16 protein-coding genes are annotated in these 22,408 nt (G+C 59.0%); 10 read left to right on the top strand and 6 right to left on the bottom strand.

Features of this window, described 5'->3' with window-relative positions; all coding sequences use genetic code 11:
- Positions 1-13: 13 nt before the first annotated feature.
- From K3754_RS16270 to K3754_RS16260, 3 genes are all read left to right on the top strand, one after another.
- Positions 14-1,279: an NAD(P)/FAD-dependent oxidoreductase gene (locus K3754_RS16270; RefSeq protein WP_259938608.1), complete on the top strand. Its 1,266-nt coding sequence runs from the start codon at positions 14-16 to the stop codon at positions 1,277-1,279.
- An 85-nt stretch (positions 1,280-1,364) separates the two neighbouring features.
- Entirely contained in the window at positions 1,365-1,802 is a 438-nt protein-coding gene (locus tag K3754_RS16265; protein WP_203210101.1) for a DUF302 domain-containing protein, read from the top strand.
- Positions 1,803-1,841: 39 nt separating this feature from the next.
- The gene (locus K3754_RS16260) at positions 1,842-2,900 is read left to right on the top strand and encodes a YeeE/YedE family protein (RefSeq protein WP_259938607.1); all 1,059 of its coding nucleotides are present in this window, start codon (positions 1,842-1,844) and stop codon (positions 2,898-2,900) included.
- 21 nt (positions 2,901-2,921) lie between these two features.
- On the opposite strand, the gene K3754_RS16255 is transcribed toward K3754_RS16260, so the two are convergent.
- Positions 2,922-3,869 carry an MBL fold metallo-hydrolase gene (locus tag K3754_RS16255; RefSeq protein ID WP_259938605.1) on the bottom strand — a complete coding sequence of 316 codons (948 nt, stop codon included), beginning with the start codon at positions 3,867-3,869 and terminating at the stop codon, positions 2,922-2,924.
- On the bottom strand, positions 3,869-4,786 hold the full coding sequence (locus tag K3754_RS16250; RefSeq protein ID WP_259938602.1) for an MBL fold metallo-hydrolase: 918 nt from the start codon (positions 4,784-4,786) through the stop codon (positions 3,869-3,871). The genes K3754_RS16255 and K3754_RS16250 overlap by 1 nt, the downstream gene beginning before the upstream one ends.
- 148 nt (positions 4,787-4,934) lie before the next feature.
- Between K3754_RS16250 and K3754_RS16245 the strand changes: the two genes are divergently transcribed.
- The 7 genes from K3754_RS16245 (at position 4,935) to K3754_RS16215 (ending at position 13,794) form a co-directional block, all read left to right on the top strand.
- Positions 4,935-5,864 carry a LysR family transcriptional regulator gene (locus tag K3754_RS16245; protein WP_259938600.1) on the top strand — a complete coding sequence of 310 codons (930 nt, stop codon included), beginning with the start codon at positions 4,935-4,937 and terminating at the stop codon, positions 5,862-5,864.
- Between the two features lie 102 nt (positions 5,865-5,966).
- On the top strand, positions 5,967-8,045 hold the full coding sequence (locus K3754_RS16240; RefSeq protein WP_259938597.1) for a hydantoinase/oxoprolinase family protein: 2,079 nt from the start codon (positions 5,967-5,969) through the stop codon (positions 8,043-8,045).
- A 4-nt stretch (positions 8,046-8,049) separates the two neighbouring features.
- Positions 8,050-9,762 carry a hydantoinase B/oxoprolinase family protein gene (locus tag K3754_RS16235; protein WP_259938596.1) on the top strand — a complete coding sequence of 571 codons (1,713 nt, stop codon included), beginning with the start codon at positions 8,050-8,052 and terminating at the stop codon, positions 9,760-9,762.
- Positions 9,759-10,973, top strand: coding sequence for an FAD-binding oxidoreductase (locus tag K3754_RS16230; RefSeq protein ID WP_259938593.1), 1,215 nt, complete (start codon positions 9,759-9,761; stop codon positions 10,971-10,973). Before K3754_RS16235 ends, K3754_RS16230 begins: the two co-directional genes overlap by 4 nt.
- Positions 10,973-11,746 carry an HpcH/HpaI aldolase/citrate lyase family protein gene (locus K3754_RS16225; RefSeq protein ID WP_259938591.1) on the top strand — a complete coding sequence of 258 codons (774 nt, stop codon included), beginning with the start codon at positions 10,973-10,975 and terminating at the stop codon, positions 11,744-11,746. The genes K3754_RS16230 and K3754_RS16225 overlap by 1 nt, the downstream gene beginning before the upstream one ends.
- On the top strand, positions 11,743-12,954 hold the full coding sequence (locus K3754_RS16220) for a pyridoxal phosphate-dependent aminotransferase (RefSeq protein WP_259938590.1): 1,212 nt from the start codon (positions 11,743-11,745) through the stop codon (positions 12,952-12,954). The genes K3754_RS16225 and K3754_RS16220 overlap by 4 nt, the downstream gene beginning before the upstream one ends.
- Positions 12,955-12,957: 3 nt before the next feature.
- The gene (locus tag K3754_RS16215) at positions 12,958-13,794 is read left to right on the top strand and encodes an NAD(P)-dependent oxidoreductase (protein WP_259938589.1); all 837 of its coding nucleotides are present in this window, start codon (positions 12,958-12,960) and stop codon (positions 13,792-13,794) included.
- A 52-nt stretch (positions 13,795-13,846) separates the two neighbouring features.
- Here K3754_RS16215 and K3754_RS16210 read toward each other — a convergent pair whose 3' ends face one another.
- The 4 genes from K3754_RS16210 to K3754_RS16195 form a co-directional block, all read right to left on the bottom strand.
- A complete protein-coding gene (locus K3754_RS16210; RefSeq protein WP_259938588.1) occupies positions 13,847-14,974 on the bottom strand; it encodes a cupin in 1,128 nt (375 codons plus the stop codon).
- A gap of 12 nt (positions 14,975-14,986) precedes the next feature.
- Positions 14,987-15,619: a helix-turn-helix domain-containing protein gene (locus K3754_RS16205; protein ID WP_203210113.1), complete on the bottom strand. Its 633-nt coding sequence runs from the start codon at positions 15,617-15,619 to the stop codon at positions 14,987-14,989.
- 76 nt (positions 15,620-15,695) lie between these two features.
- Positions 15,696-18,272: a DUF3131 domain-containing protein gene (locus K3754_RS16200; RefSeq protein WP_259938587.1), complete on the bottom strand. Its 2,577-nt coding sequence runs from the start codon at positions 18,270-18,272 to the stop codon at positions 15,696-15,698.
- Positions 18,269-21,691 carry a glycosyltransferase gene (locus K3754_RS16195; protein WP_259938583.1) on the bottom strand — a complete coding sequence of 1,141 codons (3,423 nt, stop codon included), beginning with the start codon at positions 21,689-21,691 and terminating at the stop codon, positions 18,269-18,271. Before K3754_RS16195 ends, K3754_RS16200 begins: the two co-directional genes overlap by 4 nt.
- Between the last annotated feature and the right edge of the window lie 717 nt (positions 21,692-22,408).

The raw sequence follows: 22,408 nt of genomic DNA, 5'->3' as shown, positions 1-22,408 counted from the left end.
GGGAGGAAGAAAAATGAAACTGAACAGACGTCATTTTATCGGGACAACGGCTGCGGCCACGGCATCCCTTTCCGCGCCGATGGTATTGGCTGACGGGCACGCAAAACCGCGTGTTGTGGTCGTGGGCGGCGGTGCCGGCGGTGCAACCGCGGCGCGTTACATCGCCAAGGACAGCAAAGGTGCGATTGACGTCACGCTGATCGAGCCCACGCGCATGTATTACACCTGCTTTTTCTCCAACCTCTATCTTGGCGGGTTCAAGGACATCGAGGACATCGGCCATAGCTATGGCAGTTTGGCCGCAGGCGGCGTCAATGTCGTGCATGACTGGGCTGTGGGTGTGGACCGCGATGCCAAGACGGTTTCCCTCGCCGGTGGGGGAAGTGTGCCTTATGACAAGCTGATCCTCAGTCCCGGCATTGATTTTGTGGATGGCGCGGTTGAAGGCTGGGATCTGTCTGCACAGAATGCGATGCCGCACGCCTACAAGGCCGGATCACAAAGCGAACTGCTCAAGGCGCAGCTGATGGCAATGCCTGAAGGAGGCATATTTGCCATGGTCGCGCCGCCCAACCCCTACCGCTGCCCGCCCGGTCCTTATGAGAGGGTGTCGATGGTCGCGCATTTCCTCAAGAACAACAATCCGACGGCCAAGATCATTGTTGCGGACCCCAAGCCGAAGTTCTCAAAGATGGCCCTGTTCCAGGAAGGCTGGGCCAATCACTATGAGGGCATGATCGACTGGATCGGAGAAGACTTCGGTGGCGGCAATGTTTCGGTTGATCCGAACGCCATGACCGTCACGATCGACGGCGAAGAAACCAAAGTGGACGTCTGTAACGTCATCCCCGCGATGAAAGCGGGCCGCATCGCTGAAATCGCAGGTGTGACAAATGGCAATTGGGCACCGGTCAATGCAGTCGACATGTCCACCAAGGCAGACGCAGATATCTATGTTTTGGGCGATGCATCGCAACAGGGCGACATGCCCAAATCCGGATTCTCTGCCAACAGCCAGGCCAAGGTTTGCGCCAATGCGGTGCGCGGCGCGCTGACCGGGTCAAAGGTCTTTCCGGCGCGGTTCTCCAACACCTGCTGGTCACTCATCGACACCAACGATGGGGTCAAGGTCGGCGCAAGCTACGAGGCGACGGACGAAAAGATCGCCAAGGTTGATGGCTTCATTTCCCAAACAGGAGAAAGCGCGGATCTGCGCAAAGCCACCTATGAGGAATCCGAAGGATGGTATGCGGGCATTACCGCAGACATGTTCGGCTGATACGTTTTGGACGGGGCTTTGATCAGGGTCAAAGCCCCGCGCCTACTGCTATGGTATTCTGACCCTGAGAAAAGGGGATCAATCCATGAAAAATACAATTATCGCAGGTCTGTTTGCCACCGCCATGGCGGTGACGGCGCAGGCCGACACATTATCCACGTCCTATGATTTTGACGGCAGCTTTGACGACGCCACGTTTAGCGTTGAAAGTGCAATTGTCGGGCGCGGGCTGGTCATTGACTACGTCAGCCACACGGGTGAAATGCTGAACCGCACGGGCGCGGATGTCGGCAGCGATGTCAAAATTTTTGACGGGGCCGATATCTTCTTGTTCTGCTCTGCCGTTCTGTCCCGCAAGGTGATGGAGGCCGATCCGATGAACATCGCCCACTGTCCATACGGCATTTTTGTCACCGACAAGGACGGCAAGGTCTCGGTCGGTTATCGCAATTATCCTGAAGGGCCGATGCAGGAGGTACAAAGCCTGCTGGACGACATCGTCCGCGAAGCGGTGGGCGAGTGATCGCGTATCTGTAACCACTGACCTGTCCGAGGATTGCCGATGTTGGAGGCTTTGATCGACCGCTTTGGCGATCCGGCTGTGTTGATGATGGCCGGTGCGATCACCGGTGTTGTCTTTGGCATGGCCGCCCAGCATTCACAGTTTTGCCTGCGCGCCGCCACAGCGGAAGTGGCCGAGGGGCGCTTTGGATCACGGTTGTCGATCTGGCTGATCGCGTTTTCGGCAGCGGTCATGCTGGTGCAGGGCGGCGTGGCGCTTGGCCTTCTGGATGTGTCAGACGCAAGGCAACTTGCCGCCACCGGCAGCATGTCCGGCGCGATCATCGGCGGTTTGATGTTTGGTGTGGGGATGATCCTCGCGCGCGGCTGTGCCAGCCGTTTGCTGGTCTTGTCGGCCACCGGCAATATGCGGGCGATCCTGACGGGACTGGTGCTGACGCTGGTCGCACAGGCCTCTTTGCGCGGGGTGTTATCGCCCGCCCGTGAAAGCCTGACGGTGCTGTGGTTGGTTGAGGGGGGAGAAGCGCGAAACATGCTGACCCAATTGGGGCTGAGCGCGGCTGTGGCAGCTTCGGTTGCGGCCCTTGCCCTGATCGGCGGGCTTATCTTGGCGTGGCGCACCCAGGTCAAGCTAAGCCGCATCTTCGCTGCTGCGGGCGTGGGCGCGGCCGTGGCGCTAGGCTGGGCTTTGACCTATGCGATCGCGCAAACCTCCTTTGATGTGGTGCCTGTATCGTCTGTCACCTTCACCGGACCATCGACAGACACCCTTATGGGGCTGGTCAATGCGCCCGACCTGCCACTGGGCTTTGGTATCGGGCTGGTGCCGGGGGTTTTTGCGGGGGCCGGATTGATGGCGCTGCTGACCCGCGAAATCCGGATCGAACGTTTTGGCCCGGACACCCCGATGGAACGCTACCTGCTGGGCGCTGTTTTGATGGGTTTTGGCAGCATGCTGGCCGGAGGCTGCGCTGTGGGCGCGGGCATGTCGGGCGGGTCGATCTTTGCGATCACGGCATGGGTCGCCGTCTTCTGCATGTGGCTGGGGGCAATGGCGACACATACATTGCTGCGCCGCCGTGTGGTCGTGGCCGCCTGAGGGGCAGGCGGCCATCAGACCTTATTCAAATTCCATCTGTTCGTAGACGCGGCCTGCATTCTTGGTCGCCAGTTCCTCGAACGTATCAAGATGCGCGTAGGGCGATTGGTCCACATAATAGGCTTCGGCCAGATCACCGCCCGCGTCCAGATGCGCCCCAACTTTTTCTCGCAGGTATTCCAGATACCCTTTGGTATAGCGGCGCACCTGATCCATGTTGGTCGGATGGCCATGGCCGGGGATCACATAGGTCGCGCCCAATGCTTCAAATTCGGTGTCCCAAGTCTCCAGCCAATCGGCGGTATAGGTGTGTTCAAAGATCGGCAGCATACGTTCGTGAAACGCCATATCGCCGGAAATCACCAGACTTTGCGCTGGCAACCACACGACGATATCACCGGGGCTGTGGGCCGGCCCAAGATACCGCGCCTCGATCTCCATACCGCCCATGGAAATCGGATAGCTGTCCTCAAAGGTTTCATCCGGCATCACCACGCGGGTCTGATCGGCGCGTTCAAGCAGTCGGTTCTGATGCGCCCGCAGGCTGGCGCCACCAAACTCCTCAATCTCATGTGCAGCATCCACATGGGCGACAATCTTGACCCCCTGATCGGCCCAGTATGAATTGCCCAGCATCGCATGCCCCTGACCGTTTTCATTCAGCACCAGCTTGACCGGTTGATCGGTCAGCGCCTTGATCTCTTTGTGCAGTGCTTCGGCCAGAAGGTAGGACGCGCCACCATTGATCACCACAACGCCGTCGCCTGTCACAATAAAGCTGAGGTTGTTGTTGTGTCCGGCGTTGTCATAGGTGGGCGGGGCGGTTGCGCCGATGGCCGAGTAAACACCGGGAATGAATTCCACCGGTTTGGAATACAGCAAGGAGCCGGGATATTGATCCGGTATGTCCTCGCTGGCCTGCGCGGCCCCGGCTAAAATGCATGTGGAGATAAGCAATGAACGCAGCATTATGTTTGTCCTGTAAAAGTGTAACCGTCTGAGGTCTTTTCGACATAACCCGCGCCTTGCGGCAGGTGGTAGCCGATGACCTGTATCTGTTCGGCGGCCAGCTGATCCAGCAGCGCCACGCGGGTTTGAGCTGCCTGATCCTGATCCTGATCTGACCCTGATCGCCAATCGGGCCGGGCAAAAGCGACGTGGTGATTGCCGATACAATCGCCAAGGATCATCACGGCATTGCTGCCCGATCGCACCTCAAAGGCCATATGGCCGGGCGTGTGGCCAAAGGTGGCCCGCGCCGCAACGCCGGGCAGGATCTCTTGGCCATCTTTGAAAAAGGCGATGTTGTCTTCGATCATCTCAAGCCGTCGCTGTGCACCGACAGCAAAAGAAGCACGCGCGTCGCCGATGGTGCCGACGGTGTTGGGATCCATCCAGTAATCCCACTCGGCCTGCCCGATCATGTAGCTTGCATTGCTGAACAATGGATCGTCAAAATCATCCAATAGCCCCCAAAGGTGATCCGGATGGGCATGGGTGAAGACCACATCGGTCACGTCCTCGGGGGTAACGTCAAGCGCCTCAAGCGATGTCAAAAGCGTGCCGGCATTGGGGGCGAAATCCGGGCCGGACCCAACATCGAACAGGACCACGCGGTCCCCGTTGCGCATCAATGTGACATTGCACGGCGGCGTGAGAACATCCGCAGACAGATTGAAACGTTCTATGATCGGGGCCAGTTCATCCTGCGGCATCGGATCAAAAATGAAACCGCCCGGCAGGGTCAAAGACCCATCGCTGACCACGTCCAGATGGATGGGCCCCAGATCAATCTGTGCAAAAGCAGGGGCGGGGCGGAGGCCAAATGCCGCGCCTGCCATCAGGCCCGCCCCACCTGCCACAAAACCGCGTCGAGAAAGCGCCATCTGATACCTCCGCAAAAATTCGATAGTATGAATATGATAGGTTGTTCAGGATTAATCAAGCGATAGCGCAGGCGCAGTTGACTTTGCCTGCCACCAAAGGCTTGTCTGGGCAAAGGCATCCGCCGCCCCTCGAATGCAAGGCTCCGCGATGATCGGTAACACCTTTACCCTCAAACAACTTGAAGCCCTGATCTGGGTGGCCGATTTGGGCAGTTTCCGCAAAGCTGCGGCACATCTCAACACCACACAGCCGAATATATCGGCGCGGATTGCTGGTATCGAGGCGACCTTGGGCGTCACGTTGATGCTGCGCAATGCAGGATCGGTGCAACTGACGGACAAAGGCACCGAGATCGTGCAAGCGGCCCGCCGGGTGCTGCATGAGGCCGAGGGGCTGATCACGGTGGCAAAGCGGCCCGACCTCATTCAGGACCGCCTGCGCCTTGGCGTGACCGAACTGGTGGCCTGCACTTGGCTGCACAGTTTCCTGCTTAGTCTCAAGGACGCTTATCCCAGCGTGAGCGTTGAGTTGACTGTGGATCTATCTCGAAATCTCGATATTGCCCTGACCAAGAACGCGGTGGATCTGGCGATCCAGACCGCGCCTTTCTCATCCAACGCCACGGGGATCACTGAATTGGGGCAATATCCCTATATCTGGGTGTGCGGCGCATCATTGACCTTTGAAGAGGGTCAGCAATACGGCATTGGTGATCTGCTAGAGGCAGGCATCCTGACCCCGGCACGAGACACCCAAGCTTCCATAGCGCTGAATGAATACGCCGACCGGCAAGGGCTGCCAAAAGGGCGGATTGTGCCGTCAAACAGCCTGTCGTCCTGTGTGAAAATGGCCCGCGATGGTCTTGGCGTTGCGGTCCTCCCCAGGGCTTTGGTCACGGCGGAGGCAGGCGGCGCACCACTGCGCCAACTGCGGGTCGACTGGACCCCGGCACCGTTGCGCTTTGCTGCCCGTTATCAGGCGGGCAAAGTGGCGCGTTATGTCGAAGTCGCCGCCGCCATCGCCGGGCAAATCTCAAAGGATTACATCGCTCGCGAGGCGGAGGCGGTGATCTTGTGATCGCTAGTGGATCACAAAAAACTATCACTCATATCGGAAATAAGAATTTGATGTGATCTGCTCCGCGCCGCTACCCTGCGGCAAATCATTCAGGTTGGACAGATGACAGAGAATTCGATTCGACTGGGCGTAGACATTGGCGGCACCTTTACCGATGTGGTGCTTGAAGTGAACGGCAGCCCCTTTTCCACCAAGGTGCTGACCACCTACGCGGCTCCGGAAAATGCTATCATTGACGGCATGCATCAGGTTTGCGCCAAGGCCGGGATCATCCCGGCGGACATTGGCCAGATCATCCATGGCACCACCCTGGCCACCAATGCGCTGATTGAACGGCGCGGGGCCAAGACGGCGCTGATCACCACCCAGGGCTTTCGTGATGTGATCGAGATGCGCACCGAAAGCCGGTTTGAACAATATGACCTGAACCTCAACCTGCCGGAACCGCTTTTGCCGCGTCAGTCGCGCTTTACGGTGCCGGAACGGGTCGATGCGCGTGGTCATGTGCTGATCGCGCTGGACCGTGCGGCGGTTGAAGATGTGGTCGATCAGATTGCCGCGGCGGGCTATGACAGTGTCGCCATCGGCCTGATGCATTCCTATCTCAACGGCGATCACGAACGCATGGTGGCTGAGGTTGTGGCCGAGAAAATGCCAGACGCGATGATTTCATTGTCTTGTGAAGTCTCCCCTCAGATGCGCGAATATGAACGGTTCAACACCGTGGTCGCCAACGCCTATATCAAACCCTTGATGAAGTCCTATCTGGGCCGTCTTGAAGGGCGTCTGCGCGATGAGGGGGTGAGCTGCAACATCTTCCTGATGCATTCGGGTGGCGGGATCATCTCGATCGAAAACGCTGCTGAATTCCCCGTGCGGCTGGTTGAATCCGGCCCCGCAGGTGGCGCGGTTTTTGCGGCCCATATCGCGGCGCGGTATGGGTTGGACAAGGTATTGTCATTCGACATGGGCGGCACAACGGCCAAGATTTGCCTGATCAAGAACCAGACCCCAAAAACCAGTCGGGTGTTCGAAGTGGCGCGGACCTATCGGTTCAAGAAGGGCTCGGGGATGCCGATATCCATCCCGGTGATCGACATGGTCGAGATCGGCGCAGGCGGTGGCAGCCTGGCCCATGTGGACAGCATGCGCCAGATCCGCGTTGGTCCCGAAAGCGCAGGTTCCGAACCGGGACCGGCTTGCTATGGGCGGGGCGGCGACAAACCTGCCGTGACGGATGCCGATCTGGTGCTGGGCAAGCTCGACCCGGACAATTTTGCCGGTGGGTCGATCAAGCTCGAAACCGCCAGTTCAGAAGGGGCGCTGTCCAGCGTTCTGGGCGAGGTTCTGGATATGGACGCCGCCACCGCCGCTTTTGGTCTGGCCGAAGTGGTAGATGAAAACATGGCCAATGCCGCCCGTGTGCATGCGGTTGAGAATGGAGAGGACCTCAGCGAATATACGATGATCGCCTTTGGCGGCGCGGCTCCGCTGCATGCGGGGCGGCTTTGCGAGAAACTGGGGGTCGAGCGGCTTCTGGTGCCACCGGGGGCCGGTGTTGGGTCTGCCATCGGGTTCTTGCGTGCGCCTTTCAGCTTTGAGGCGAACCGCTCTGTCTATATGAAGCTGTCGGATTTTGACGGTCCCAAGATCCAAAGGCTGTTGTCGGAGCTCAAGGCCGAAGCCACCGGATTTGTTCGCAATTGCGACGCAGATGCGCCGATCCTGTCCGAGTTCAAGGTTTACATGCGCTATGCTGGGCAGGGCTGGGAGATCCCGATTGTTCTGACCGAAGATCAAGCGATGAATCCCGACGCCGGCACCTTTGAGGCACGGTTCGAAGAGGATTATGTCAAACTGTTCGGCCGTAAGGTGACCGGACTTGATATCGAGATCACGGTTTGGTCCGTCAATGCCACAACGCCGCCCGAACAGGTGGCGCAAATCGCGATGGCCACCCCGGCGGGCGCTGCGCCGATTGCCGGACGCCGCCAGATGTTTGACCCGGCCAAGTCTGCTTATCAGGATGCCGCCGTGGTCTTGCGCGATCAAATGTCCGAAGGGGCAGAGATCGCTGGCCCCGCCGCCGTGACAGAGGATGAAACCACCATCATCATCCCCTCCAGCCGCAAGGCTATCCGCCAGCCCGACGGCTGCATCGACGTCAGTGTGAAAGGGTAATCCCATGGCAAAGCAACATTCAAACGTCGCCTATCAGGTCATGTGGAACCGCCTGATTTCTGTGGTTGAAGAACAGGCGCAGGCCTTGGTTCGGACGGCGTTCTCCACCTCCGTACGCGAGGCGGGCGATCTGTCGGCAGGGGTCTATGACACCCATGGCAAAATGCTGGCCCAGGCGGTCACCGGCACGCCGGGGCACGTCAACGCGATGGCCGACGCGGTCGCGCATTTCATCCGCCGCATCGGGCGCCAGAACATCATCGAAGGGGATGTTTATATCACCAACGATCCTTGGGAGGGCACCGGCCATTTGCATGACATCACCATGGTCACGCCCTCGTTTTATAAGGGCGTTCTTGTGGGGTTCTTTGCCTGCACCGCGCATATCGTGGACATCGGCGGGCGCGGCTTTGGGGCGGATGCGGCCAGTGTCTATGAAGAGGGGCTGTACATCCCGATCATGAAATTCGCCGCTGGCGGTGAGGTGGATGAAACGCTGGTGCGGATCATTCGCGGCAACGTGCGCGAGCCGGATCAATTGGTTGGTGACATCTTTGCCCTGACCACCTGCAACGAGATCGGCCATCGCCGGTTGGTTGAGATGATGGAGGAATTCGACCTCGATGATCTGGATGGCATCGGCAGCTTCATCCTCGAAAACTCCCGCCGTGCCACGCTGGAGCGGATCAACGCCCTGCCGCGCAAATCCGCCTCTGGTGAAATGACGGTCGATGGCTTTGCCACGCCGATCACGCTCAAGGTCAAGGTCAGCATCGAAGAGGACCGGATCCTGTCGGATTTCACCGGCACCACGGGCGTCGACAAAAAGGGTATCAACTGCCCTCTGGTCTATACCAAGGCCTATGCCTGCTATGCGCTGAAATGCGCCATCGCGCCGGAGATCCCGAACAACGCGGCCTCATTGGCCCCGTTTGAGATCACCGCGCCCGAGGACACCATCGTAAATGCCGTGCATCCGGCGCCAGTGGCGCTGCGCCATATCGTGGGGCATTTCGTGCCCGATACGGTTTACGACGCGCTCGATAAGATCCTGCCGGATCTGGTGCCTGCCGAAGGGGCGGGGTGCCTGTGTAATTTCCAGGTCTCATTGCGCCCGCGCAGCGATGGCCCCGCGCCCAAGGGGGCCAAACGGTCCGAGGTGCTGACCTTCAACTCCGGCGGATCGGGCGCGCGTCCTGAGCATGACGGGCTGAACGCCACGGCCTTCCCCTCGGGCGTGATGACCATGCCAGTGGAGGCCACGGAACATGTCGGTCCCGTGATCATCTGGCGCAAGGAACTGCGCCCGGACAGCGGCGGCGCGGGTAAACAGCGCGGCGGTCTGGGCCAATACATGGAAGTGGGCGCACAAGAAGGCTATGAATTTGACATTCAGGCGATGTTTGACAGGGTCGATCATCCGGCCCGTGGCCGCCGGGGCGGTGCATCCGGCGCACCAACCACCATCGCGCAGGATGACGGCACCGCGATGAACGGCAAGGGCAAACAATTTGTGCCCCATGGGCGCAAGGTGATGATGGCCTTCCCCGGGGGTGCCGGCTACGGCGATCCGTCCGAGCGTGATCCGGCGCTGGTCAAACGCGATCTGGCACGCGGCTATATCTCTGCCGAAACCGCCGCAAAAGACTATGGACTCAGCGCCGAAGACATCGCCGCCGTCCAAGCGGCCATCAGCAAGGGAGAGAAACTGGCATGAGCAAACTGCAAGCCCCTGCTCATCAGAACTATGATGTAGTGATTGTCGGCGGCGCCATTATGGGATCATCGGCTGCTTGGTTTCTGTCCAATGACGCCAGCTTTGACGGGCGCATTCTGGTGGTGGAACGCGACCCCACCTATCAAAACGCCTCTACCATGCATACGAATTCCTGCATCCGGCAGCAGTTTTCAACCAGCCTCAACGTGAAGGTGTCCCAGTTTGGCGCAGACTTCATCAAGAACCTGCGCGATTACATGGGCGGTGATGACAATGTGCCGAAATTGACGATCCAAAGTTTTGGTTATCTCTATTTGGCCGACACTGAAAGCTTTGCCGAAACCCTGCGTCAAAACCAGAAAATTCAGCTTGCCGCCGGCGCTGCCACTCGGTTGCTCGGCCGTGATGAGATTGCCGAGGCCTATCCGTTTTATAATCTCGACGACGTGGTGCTGGGGTCGATCAACACCGTTGACGAGGGCTATTGGGATGGCACCGCCGTTTTTGATTGTCTGCGCCGTGGCGCAAAGAGAAACGGTGTGGAATATCTCCAGAATGAGGTTGTCTCAATCACCAAGAACGCGGCAGGCACCGGTGTGGAATCCGTGACGCTGGCGTCGGGCGAGGTTGTGGCCTGTGGCAAGCTGTTGAATGCCTCCGGCCCGCGTGCGGTACGCACCAGCCGCATGGCCGGTATCGAAATACCGGTCGAGCCGCGCAAACGCTTCACCTGGATTTTTGCGGCGGAGAAACCGCTGGATCGCGAATTGCCCCTTACAATTGATCCCTCTGGCGTGCATTTCCGCGAGGTTGGCGGCGGCACCTATATGGCGGGCGGTCACGCAGACGTCGATCCGGGGGTGGATTACGATGACTTCGCCATGGATTTCTCGATCTGGGAAAACCACATCTGGCCGACCATCGCCACCCGTATCCCGCAATTTGAAGCGATCAAGGTGCAAAGCGAATGGGTGGGCCACTACGCCTATAACACCTTTGATCAGAATGCGATCTTGGGTCCGCATGACGAGGTGTCCAATTTCTTCTTCATCAATGGCTTTTCGGGCCATGGATTGCAGCAATCCCCGGCCATGGGGCGCGGCACCGCCGAGATCATGTTGCATGGTACATACAAGACCCTCGACCTCAGCGAATTTCACTTTGAACGTATCGGGCAAAACCGCCCGGTCAGCGAAAAGGCAGTGATCTGATGGAGCTTGAACAAAATCCCTTTACCCACGCCATTGCCGCTGGGCAAAAGCAGCTTGGCCTCTGGATCAGCTTTGCCAGTGCATTTGCCGCCGAGGTCACAGCGCCAAGCGGTTATGACTGGGCGCTGATTGATATGGAACATTCGCCCAACGACTACTTTAGCGTTCTGGGCCAATTGCAGGTTTTTGCCTCTAGCCAAACGACTGCCATTGTGCGGCCCGAATGGAATGATCCTGTGATCGTCAAGCGCCTGCTCGATATGGGTGTGCCGGGGTTGTTGTTTCCAATGATCCAGACGGTCGAGGAAGCGCAAAAAGCAGTCGCCGCAACCCGCTATCCGCCGCTGGGCATGCGCGGTGTGTCGGGCAACACGCGGGCCAACAAGTTTGGCCGCGTGGGGGATTATTTTGCCAAGGTCGCGGACGAAACCACGGTTCTGTTGCAGATCGAAACCGCCTCCGCGCTTGAACAGGCCCAAGACATTGCCGCCGTGGACGGTGTCAGCGGGATCTTCTTTGGGCCTGCCGATATTGCCGCCGACATGGGCCTGCTGGGCAAACCGATGGATGATGCGGTTTGGAATGCGATCATGCCCGTTGCGCGGCGGTTGATGGACAAGGGCATGCCTGTTGGCACTTTGGTTTCCGATCCGGCTTTTGCCGCCAAATTGCTGAACGACGGGTTCACATTTGTTGCTTGCGGAAGTGATACCGGCCTGTTGGCCAAGGCCAGCGATGCCTTGTTGGCAGAGGTGAAAGGCCAGCTCAGATGACCTATGCCGCCGCCCGTCTTGCCACAGTGAAACCGTCGGCATCCGCCGCCGTCAGTCAAGCTGCCAAGGCGGCTACGGCTGCAGGCCGCGATGTCATTGATCTGGGTTTGGGCGAGCCGGATTTTGACACGCCTGCCCATATCATCGAGGCCGCGCATCAGGCCGCTCTGGCCGGAGACACCCGTTATCCGCCCACCCAAGGTACTTTGGCCGCGCGGCAAGCGGTCAGCGCCAAATTCGCCCGCGAAAACGGTCTGGTTTATGCGGCAGAGACTGATGTGATTGTCAGCAATGGCGCAAAACAGGTCATTTTCGATGCACTGATGGCAACGTTGGAGCCGGGTGACGAGGTGGTGCTTTGTGCGCCCTATTTTGGTCAATACAAGGATATGGTGCTGATCCTGGGCGGCGTGCCGGTCACGGTCAAAACCAGGGCCGCGGAGGGTTTCTGCCTGACGCCTAAGGCGCTGGAGGATGCGATCACGCCCAAGACCCGCTGGATCATTCTCAACAGCCCATCCAATCCGGCGGGCGCAACCTATGATGATGCGGCCCTACGCGGCTTGGGCGCAGTGCTGCGCGATCATCCTCGGGTTTTGATCCTGTCTGATGAGATCTATGAACACATCCTGTTTGACGGGCGCAATTTCCTGTCTTTTGCCGCCGCATGTCCGGATCTCAAGGATCGCACGCTGACTGTCAACGGCGTTTCCAAAGCCTATGCCATGACCGGTTGGCGGATCGGCTACGCGGGCGGACCTGCGCCCTTGATTGCCGCAATGACCAAGGTGCAGTCGCAGATCAGCTCTGGACCCTGCACCATTGCGCAGGCCGCCGCAGTCGCCGCCTTGAACGGCCCCCAAGACGACGTGCGTCGGTTCAACGCCGCGTTCGAGGCCCGCCGCAATCTGGTGGTGGACCGGATCGCGCAGATTGAGGGTCTGACACTCGACGCACCGGGCGGCGCTTTCTATGCCTATATTGGCTGCGCCGCGTTCATTGGGGGCCAAACTCCGGAAGGCAAAGTGATTGCGGGCGACATCGACTTTGCCGCCTATCTGCTGGACGCCGCAGGTATCGCCGCCGTGCCCGGCAGCGCCTATGAGATGTCGCCCTATTTCCGCCTATCGACGGCCACCTCTGCCGAGGTTTTGGACAAGGCGATGACCCGCCTTGCCGAGGCCACATCAAAACTCAAGAAAGACTGACCCATGAAAAAACTCGTTTTGACAGGCGCCGCTGGCCGCCTTGGTTCCTACCTCCGTGAACCGCTGACCCAGATGTGTGATGAACTGGTCTCGACCGACATCGTGGAAGATATCGGTAAACTCTACCCCGGTGAGACCTACATGAAGGGTGATCTGGCCAGCCTTGATGACATGCTGCGTGTTCTCGAAGGCGCGGATATGGTTGTGCATATGGGCGCCTACGCGGACGAAGGCCCGTTTGAAGAACTGCTCGGTCCCAATTTTATCGGAGCCTACAACATCTGGGAGGCCGCATACCGCCAAGGTTTGCGCCGCGTGGTTTACGGCAGCTCGATCCATGCGGTTGGAATGCACCCCAAGACCGACTTTATCGGCACCGACGCGCCGCACCGCCCGGATACATTCTATGGTCTGGCCAAATGCTTTGCCGAAGATCTGGGCAGCATGTACTGGGACAAACGCGGGCTGGAAAGCGTACATATGCGCATTTTGTCCTGTGCACAGGTGAACAACGCACGGGCACTGGGATCATGGCTGTCTTATGATGATCTGATCCAACTGGTACAGCGGTCGATCGACACGCCGGTGACGGGCTTTAGCGTGGTTTATGGCGTGTCCAACAATGACCGCGTTCCAGTGGACAATTCGAAGGCGTCCTTCCTCGGCTACCGGCCCAAAGACAACGCCGAAAAATTTGCCGAACAGGTGCTGTCGAACACACCGCCGATGGACAACCAAGACCCCGGCAACATGTGCCACGGCGGCCCATTTGCCTCGGTCGAGCTGGGCAACAGCGGCGTGGCCTCGATGAATATCGTGAACGACAAAAAAGAAACCTGATCAGATCGGATCGGCTGAATGAAAGGGCCGCCTCACGGGGCGGCCCTCTGTCTTAAGTCTCGTGGACCGTTGTTCCAAAGGATGACGGTAGAGTTACCTCGATCAACTCGCAATCGGCGGATGGTTTGACATAGCGGGTCTTCAGGAACGGCGGCAGGACAAATGCATCCCCCGCAACCAGATCATGTGTTTTGCGCCCCTCGCTGTCGGCCTCAAGGGTCAGGCTGCCCTCTTTGACAAAGGTGAACAGGATATCGGTGTCATGGCTTGTCCACGAGTCCTGCGCATCTGCACTGGGGCGGCTGACCTGTACACCCGCGATACCTTGGGTGGCCCCACCAATGCCTGTATCCCGCGCTTCCCAACCGGGAACGCGCCAGGGGGTCCATGTCGCCTGATCCTCGCGGTGGTGTACAAATTTGGTGCCGTCCCACTCGCGGTCAGGGTTCGCGGGGCCGTTGGGCAGCTCCATCTCGTGGTCAATGGTGGTGATATGTTCCGCAGGCACGCCGATCTCCAACACCTCGACGTTGTCAGATGCTTCAAGCACCCGGTGGCGGATCTGCGGTGGCTGGATCACGCAATTGCCGGCCTCAAGGATAAATGGATCACCGTAGTCCTCATAAACCAGCCGCACCCAGCCGCGATAACAAAAGATCAACTGAAATCCGACGGTGTGATAATGCACCATATCCGGTACCGGCCCGCCATCGGGAATGCGGATATGGCTGGCGATGATCGACCCGCCCAGACGGTCGGTGATCAGATCGCGATAGCGCATGCCTGCACGGCCGATGATCCAACTGTCGCTGTCGGCCAAACGGCGCACCATAAATGAATGCTGCGTTTCCGGGATCACCAGCGGCGGATTGGCATCCTGTATCTCGACCTGATTGCCGTTGGGCGAGGTCACAATAGTGCCCACACCGCCCAGATCATCCGGGGCATCGCAGTAGAGTATGACCTTGCCCGGCGCGACCTCTGCCCCGCGTTCCAGCCGCAACCGCAGACCATGACCGGACACCACCGCCACAGCCGGATCATCGGCGGGATAGATTGTATCCAGCCGGAAGCCCAACTGGCCAAGGAAAAACGGCATCTCTGTTTTCAGATCTTGCACGGGCAAAACCAGTTCGGCGCTGCGGATCGCCTCGGGGGTGAGCTTTGTTTCGGCGTTCATTCATGTGGCCTTTCAGGAGGGGGAGGAGGAGACAGGCGTATCAACGCCCAGATCGGGTTCGGCGGAATTGACCACCAGAATGCGGGCGGGCGTGCCATCAGGCGTGAGATAGGCATGCGCCATGCCTGCGTCGAAATAGATGGAATCTCCGGCGTTCAGGCGCAGGGGGGCGTAATGCTCTGAATGCAGGATCAACACGCCGTCCATGACGAGCAGGAATTCTTCGCCGCTGTGACTGGCCATGCCGCCGACCTGATCCAATGTGGTGGCGGTTACAACGTCCATGGCCGGGTGCATTTTCTTGTTCGACAGATCGGCGGCCAGAACGGTGGAGGTGAACCGCGCCGTATCAATCTGCCGGCCATCCCCGGCGCGGGACACCGACCGGATGCCGCTGCGGATCGGATGGGCAGCAGGCTCATAGAATGCAGTGATATCGACGTTCAGTGCTTGGCTGAGGATATAAAGGTTATGGGCAGAAACCAGCGTTTGCGCGTTTTCCACCCGCGACAGGGTCGCGTCTGAGATGCCGGTGATGTTGGCAAGTTTTGCGAGCGAATACCCTTGAGCCATACGAAATTCGCGCAGCCGTGTGCCAATGCAAAGATCGGTGTCATCTACAGGTGAATTGTCCAGTTGTGCCAAATCAGATCCCTTCCGGTTTGGAGGGAAGAATTACATATCTGTAATATCACTGCAATAGTGAAGTCGATGGGCGGCGTTACTGGCTTTTGGCGTTGCGCATGATCTGGGCGATGGATTGCAGGATGATCGCATTGGTATTGATGTCGGCATAGGTTGCCGTCGCCTTGCCTGTCTCGCGATAGATGCTGGAGGCAAAGCCGTTGTCGGTTCGTGCCCGTTCGCGCACATAGTCCACCAACAGATCGCAATAATCGTGGTTCTTGTAAGCCGCCCAAAGGTAAGCGGCCTTGGAACTGACCACATGGTTTTTCTTGCGGAACTCGGGGGAGCGGTGTTCGGGCAGGCTGGCGACTGTGTCGGTGGCCCAGATCCGCCCAGGCGCGTCAAACTGGATTCCTTGATAGGTAAACCAAGGTGCGCGGTCGATAGGCCCCTCGGACACACAGGTCAGGTTGCCGGTTTCGTCATATTCCTCTAGTTGCGCGGCAAAAAGCACATCCGCAAGGTATTCCGATTCCGGTGACATCCCCAGTTCAATCGCTTCGAGCAGCAGCGGTTCTGCCCCCATCGGCCCGATGTGACCGCCCACTTCCAACAGGGCAATCCGCCCATCCGTTTCACTTTTGCCGTCAAGCACCTCATAGGGCGAGCGGACCTCAAGCCCCCAGGTGCGAAAGGCCCAAGCCGCGTAATGGGCACAATGCGAGCGGTAAGTCGTGGTCTCGACCCCATCGGTCACGTTGTAAATCACGCCATCCTTGATCACCTTGTCCAGATCCCAGGATCGCACGGTTGGCTCAGCCCGGTCCTTGGTGGCGCTGTGGGTGTCCAGATTGTAAAGCGCGGCCATGAGCCGTCCGGCATCGCAGCCGTCAAAATCCTTGACGCCCCATTTGATCCTGTCCGTGGCGATCCACCCCTGCGGCAGCAAACGTCCCTGCGATTTACGGCCCGCGATGTTGGGCAGGATTTTGCGGATAGCGGTTTGAAACGCCTTGTCGGTGATCAGAGACAGTTCGTTGGCGGCGACCAATGCGTTGATCTGGCTGCCTACGTCCCACATCGTGACCGCTTCGTGCAGGGTGGAGCCGCTGCCGGAGAAATTGACCGTTGCCGGGCATAGGCCGGTCCGCCGGTTGGTCCATTTCTCAAAATAGCGCCAGGCGGTCTTGGCGTCTTCCATCAGTTGCGCGTGACTTTGACGGCCCTGCGCCCGATCAGATCCACGGGCGCGACCCGCATAGGCAGCGGTCCGGCGAAAGTGGTTCAGGTAGGCATCGGTTGGGGTAATCCCGCGCACATATTCGGGCAAGGTCACAGGGCGGGTGATCCCGTCATCGGCCAGTTGCAGTAGGGCTTGTTTCAGGATTTTCCGCTGCGGCGCGTTTTGCAGCACCTGATCCGAAATCAGGACAGTGAAATCCTCGGTGCCATAATCGGCGCGGTCCAATTCGGCCAATTGGGCGGGCGCGTTGATGATCTCTGCGGGGACAACCATGGTGTTGTCTTCGGTGATCCCGGCGGCACGGGCCGTGCTGCGTGGGCGAAACTCGACGCCCATGCCAAAGCTGTTACGATCCGCGTTCAGCGCGGCAGGGTCCAATTTGGCGGATCCGGCAAGGTAGTGTTGCACGGGCAGGATGGGCAGCACCGCTTTGGTGCGCTGAATGTCAATCCAATAGCCGGTGCCGTCACGATCCGTCTGGCCAGTCTCGACCGCCTCGCCAAAGCTGGAGGGCAGTCCAGCGTTGAGCAGATCAAGCCGAAAATCAGTGAGAATGGCCCGTTCCACCGCCGTTGATCCGGGGGAGGCCATAAAGTGCAACGCCATCTTGCGGTTGTAGCTATAGGCATCGCGGAACTGCACGTCAGAGGCCAGGATCGGGCTGACCCATGTGTCGCCATCAGGCTGCATCACAGCCGTGGCAAATTGGGCGGCAAGGTCGGGCAGATCAGCGGCAGGGAGGGCGGCCAGATTTTCAGCTGACAGGTACAAGACCCGTTCACCAGGGTTGGCCGGATCGTTCTGCAATTGGGCCGCAGTGTCAGTCAGTTGCACCCGCTTGCCCCCGATCAGACGCACCACCCCGTTGTCCCAAGCCTGAGATTGCACCGCAGCGCTGGCGTTAGCAGCCGGGCGCATCAGGACATTGCGGATACCGCTGGTTCGGACGCCGGTGGGGGGCAGCGCGTTTTCGGCCATGTCGCAGGCCACAGCACGAGGGCGGAACCCTGCGGACTGGCCGTCGCGATCGCCCCAAAGGGCATCAAACAGGCGGTGCTGCGCGTCATAGGCGTCGCGGGATTGGAAATGCGCGGTCCGGTTGGCCAGATCGGGGAGCACAGGCAAGAGGTCGATCAATCCGGGCAACCGTCCCCGCATATCACGCAGCAGGGCCGCCACCGGATGATCCGCACGCAGCGGACCTGCCTCAGGATGTGCCGTTTCAACAATGCAGCTGATTGGCACACCCAGACGGATCAACCCGTCCATCGTCGCCGAAAGACTGTCCGCGTCACTGGCCGCCGAGAGACCGTCAATCACAACAATCGTATTGCGCGATTTGCTGAGCGCCTGCGCCATGGTGCCGGGCAGAACCAAGGCCAGCGGCAGGGCGCTGCTTGCTTTTAGAAAACTGCGGCGGTTCATCATGACTTTCTCGTCTGGTCGAACTGGAAACCGGCGCGTTGCGCATGGCCCCATTTGGCAAGTGATCCCGTGGTGGCACGCCAAAGGGCGCGGATCACCGAAATGTACAGCAACTGGCGATAGAACAGGCGCTGCATCGGGATAAGCCACAATAGACGGCGATCTTCTTTCGGGTCCAGCTTGAACGCCAGCAGAACGGTGAACAGCTCAAGCAGCGGCAAGATCAGATAGGCCAGCAACAGGCTTGGCGGGACGGCCGTTGTCACCGCAGGTTCTGTCCCGTTGATCCAGCCCATGACATAGCCGCCCGCAAGGATCAGCAGGAACAGATCCGCCAAGGGCGCCAGCAGTGGCATCAGATAGCCGAAGATCGCCAGATCGGGCAGGGAAATCAGGCCCAGTTTGCGCCCCTCGACCACAGCACCCAGATGTTTCCATCCAGCTTGCATCATACCCAGCGACCAGCGCAGACGCTGGGTCAGCAAACCGGACACGGTGGCAGGCGTTTCGGTTTTGGCCACGGCGCGGTCTTCGTAGATCACGCGATAGTTGGACCGGATTACCGCCATGGTCATGTCGGCGTCTTCGGTCAGGGTCTCAGTCGAGAAGATCCCCGCCTCCATCAAGGCGGTGGTCCGCCATGCGCCGATGGCACCGGGCACAACGGTAATCGCGTTGAGGTATTCCTTGGCGCGGCGTTCCACGCTTTGCGCGGTGATATACTCCAGCGCCTGCAGACGGGTCAGCAGGTTGTTGCGATTGCCCACGACAACACGGCCCGCCACCGCGCCGATATCGGGATCGCTAAAGTGACCGGCCAGCAGCCCCACCGCATCCGGCGCAATCTGCGAATCCGCGTCGATGCAGATCAACACGTCGCTTTCGGTCTCAAACAGGGCCCGGTTCATCGCTGAGGATTTGCCGCCGTTCTTTTGGGTCAACACCGTCACATTGGGAAGAGTGTCGTAAGGCAGCGCCTTGGCGTATGTGTCATCGGTTGATCCGTCATCCACCACGATGATGTCGAAATAGGGGTACTGGGACTGCAACACCCGTTCGATACACTGGGTGATCACATGCGCTTCGTTATAGGCCGGGATCACCACGGTCACGCTGGGCACATCTGCGGCATAGCTGGCCACATGGCGTTTGCGGCGGGACGTCAGGAACAACAAAAGCAGCCCCCGGAACAGGCCAAGGCCAAAGACCGACCAGAACGTGATCTCCAAAACCGACCAGCTGTTGCCAACCGCCTTAAAGGACACGCTGCTGAACGCGGTGCTGATCCCGTCCACATGCGGCATCAGTATTTCCGGGTTGGTGTCGAGGAAATCCGCGATAGAAGTGAACTCATACCCCTTGGCCCGCAGATCCGCGATCAGGATTGGCAGGGCCGCAACGGTCTGGCTTTGATCGCCACCACCATCATGCAACAGAACAATACCGCCGGCATTCTCTTCGACCTGGCGGACCACTTCGGCCGCCAGTTCCTCGGCAGAGGTGGTCAGCCAGTCGCGCGGCACAATATCCATGCCAGTGATGATATATCCCGCCTCTTCCAGCGGCAGCAGGGATGCCACTTCCTTGGAGGTGATCGGCCCGCCGCTGCGCATATAGGGCTCACGATACAGGCGCATGCTGCGCCCGGTGATGCCGTTGACCAGCAATTGCACCGAATTCACCTCAACCGTCGCACGGGAGGCAGAAATGTCATTCATATGCGGGTGCCAATAGGTGTGCGAACCCAGCTCGTGACCGTCTTCGATGATCCGGTCAATCAGATCAGGGTTCTGTAGCGCATTGTGACCCAGCACAAAGAACGACGCAGGCGTTTTGGTCTCTTTGAGGATATCCAGCGTCTCGGTGGTGTAGTTGCGCACCGGTCCGTCATCAAAGGTCAAAACCACCTTGTTGGGGGCGCCGCGCCCATAGAGGCGAACGCTGGCCGGGCGGGCCATGCTGTCATATTGCACATCCAGAACCTGATTTGTCTGGGGGTCCAACACGACCTCACGTTGCCCAATCACCGGCATGGACAGGGGCGCAACAAACGGCCCCGCACCAATGCGGTTCACGTAGTTGGTGAACACAACGTTGCTGAGTGTATCGCCATCCAGCGGGGTGTCATGCTGCGCCTGATCCAGAACAGCCCAGAGACCGGGATCTTCATAACCAAGATTCCATACACCAACGCCGCGAACGCCGCGCTTTTTCAGCCACATCATCTGATTGTGGGCAGAGGCCGCATCAAGAATCCAGCTGCGGTGCTGGCGGCCCTTGTCATCCACATAGATCGCCTGCGACGCACCGGCCGCAGGGATGAAGGTCGGCTTGGCGTCGGCCTCGGCCAGCGCTGATGCCATTTGCGCATAGGGCATCGTGTTGGGCTTGGCCCGGCCCGAAACCCAATCCACCGAAAAGGTGCCAAGTGCCAGCACCAGCTTGTCTTCGGCAACGATGTCTTGCACCGCGGTCACACGCTTTTCAAACCAGTCACGTGCAGCAACCGGCCGCGGGGCGGAGCCGACCCAGGGCTCTTCAAAGCCCTTAACAACAACCAGATCGAGAAAATGATCTGTCACCACCAGGTTGGCGTCTTCAGTGGTGCCGGAAATCACGGCGCAGGACTGGAGGCCCAAATCGGACATCCGGCTGGCGAAGGGGCCAAACACCTCTGCCAGGGCGGCACTGCCTTTTGCTGCAATCAGACTGGCATCAATGCAAAGGCCCACCGCCTCGTCGCTCTTGGCCAGGTCGTCAGCAAAACCAGACAGTGCCGCCGCCACCGCGCGGAGCCCCCTCGCGGTTTCGAAATAGGAATAGCTTGATGGATCAAAGCGCAGGATCGGCAACACCTTCACCCGGCCTTTTTGCTGCGCCACGTAACCGCGCACGGCTTCGCGTGCGTCATCGGCCAGACCGCCGACGCGCAGGGCGTCTTGTTCGACACGCAGGTCAAACCACATCGGCATGACCACATCCACAATATCGCAGCTTTCGTTCAGAGACGCTGGAGATTCAGCCAGATGGCTGGTCACGACCGCATAAACGCGCTGGGCGTTTTCTGAGGCAGGTTTTTCATCCGCGATACAGCGATACTTTGAGGTCTCCTGAAGCGCATAGCGTTCAATCGCAGGCAGATTGCCGCCTGAACCGTGCGCGTGGCTGGCGTGATCATGGGTGCCAGTTTGATGAAACTCACCTTTGAGCGTGATAATCTCGTCCGGCAGCGCCGCCTTGATCCCGCGTGTCGAGACCAGTGAAATGGAAAACACCACCAGCCAGATCAACACGGCGGCGAACAATGTCATCGCCGACAGCAATACCCGCGACCGGCGCCGGTTGCTGGGGTCCAGAAACACCCGGTCCGACTTGCCACGTGCAACGCGGGTCTCGGTATATGAACGCGCAAGGCGGCTCATCCACGGGATCCTTTGGTATTGCAAACTGTTGTCGTCATCGGGCGGCAGCCTTTGGTCTACATGTCAAAGACCGGACAAACCCTGAGCCGCGCCAGCAAAGCGCCGTCCAAAATCTGTAGCCCGGTCCATTTGGTCTAGTTGGTTGCAATACCCCCAGGTCCTGCCTTATCGGCAGTTCCGCGCTGGCAGTGCGCGCTAGGTCGGTCTGGCCACCCTCCAGAAAGACCCACTAGAATTCTGATCTCAAATCGCGGGAAATCCGCCAATGTTGAAGAGAATGAGCTTAGTATATGTCTAAAATTGGGCGAGTCATCAAACGGCACATTTTCGGCCTAATTTACTGGGTAATGTGGCACCATTGTTTCTGAGGCGTGATTTATCCGCGCAATCGGCCAAGATTATTGAATTGGGAAAACCGTTAAAGTTGATTCTGGCCAATTTGAAACAGCCTTTGGCCGAAAGTTCCGCGAATTTGTCATGTGATTCTGTAAAAATGGCCGGGTAGGGTTTTCTGGCCCGTTTGCCCGCAAAAGCAATCATCTACATGGTTAACCATTTGTGACCGCAGGGTGCGGCCTCTGGTATTAGGGCGTTCTGGCCGGGTCAAATACAGGCTGTCGCCCCTCGACCTGCGGCGGCGATTAACAGCATGTTAGAAAATCTGGCTGAGGTTTCGAAGGCGTCCGGCGGCCAATCTAAACGCGCCGTCGGTCCCGA

It is taken from the genome of Sulfitobacter sp. M368 (assembly GCF_025141875.1).
GTDB classification, from domain to species: Bacteria; Pseudomonadota; Alphaproteobacteria; order Rhodobacterales; family Rhodobacteraceae; genus Sulfitobacter; species Sulfitobacter mediterraneus_A.
The sequence above is the reverse complement of the archived record's forward strand: the minus strand, read 5'-3'. Positions and strand labels throughout refer to the sequence as shown.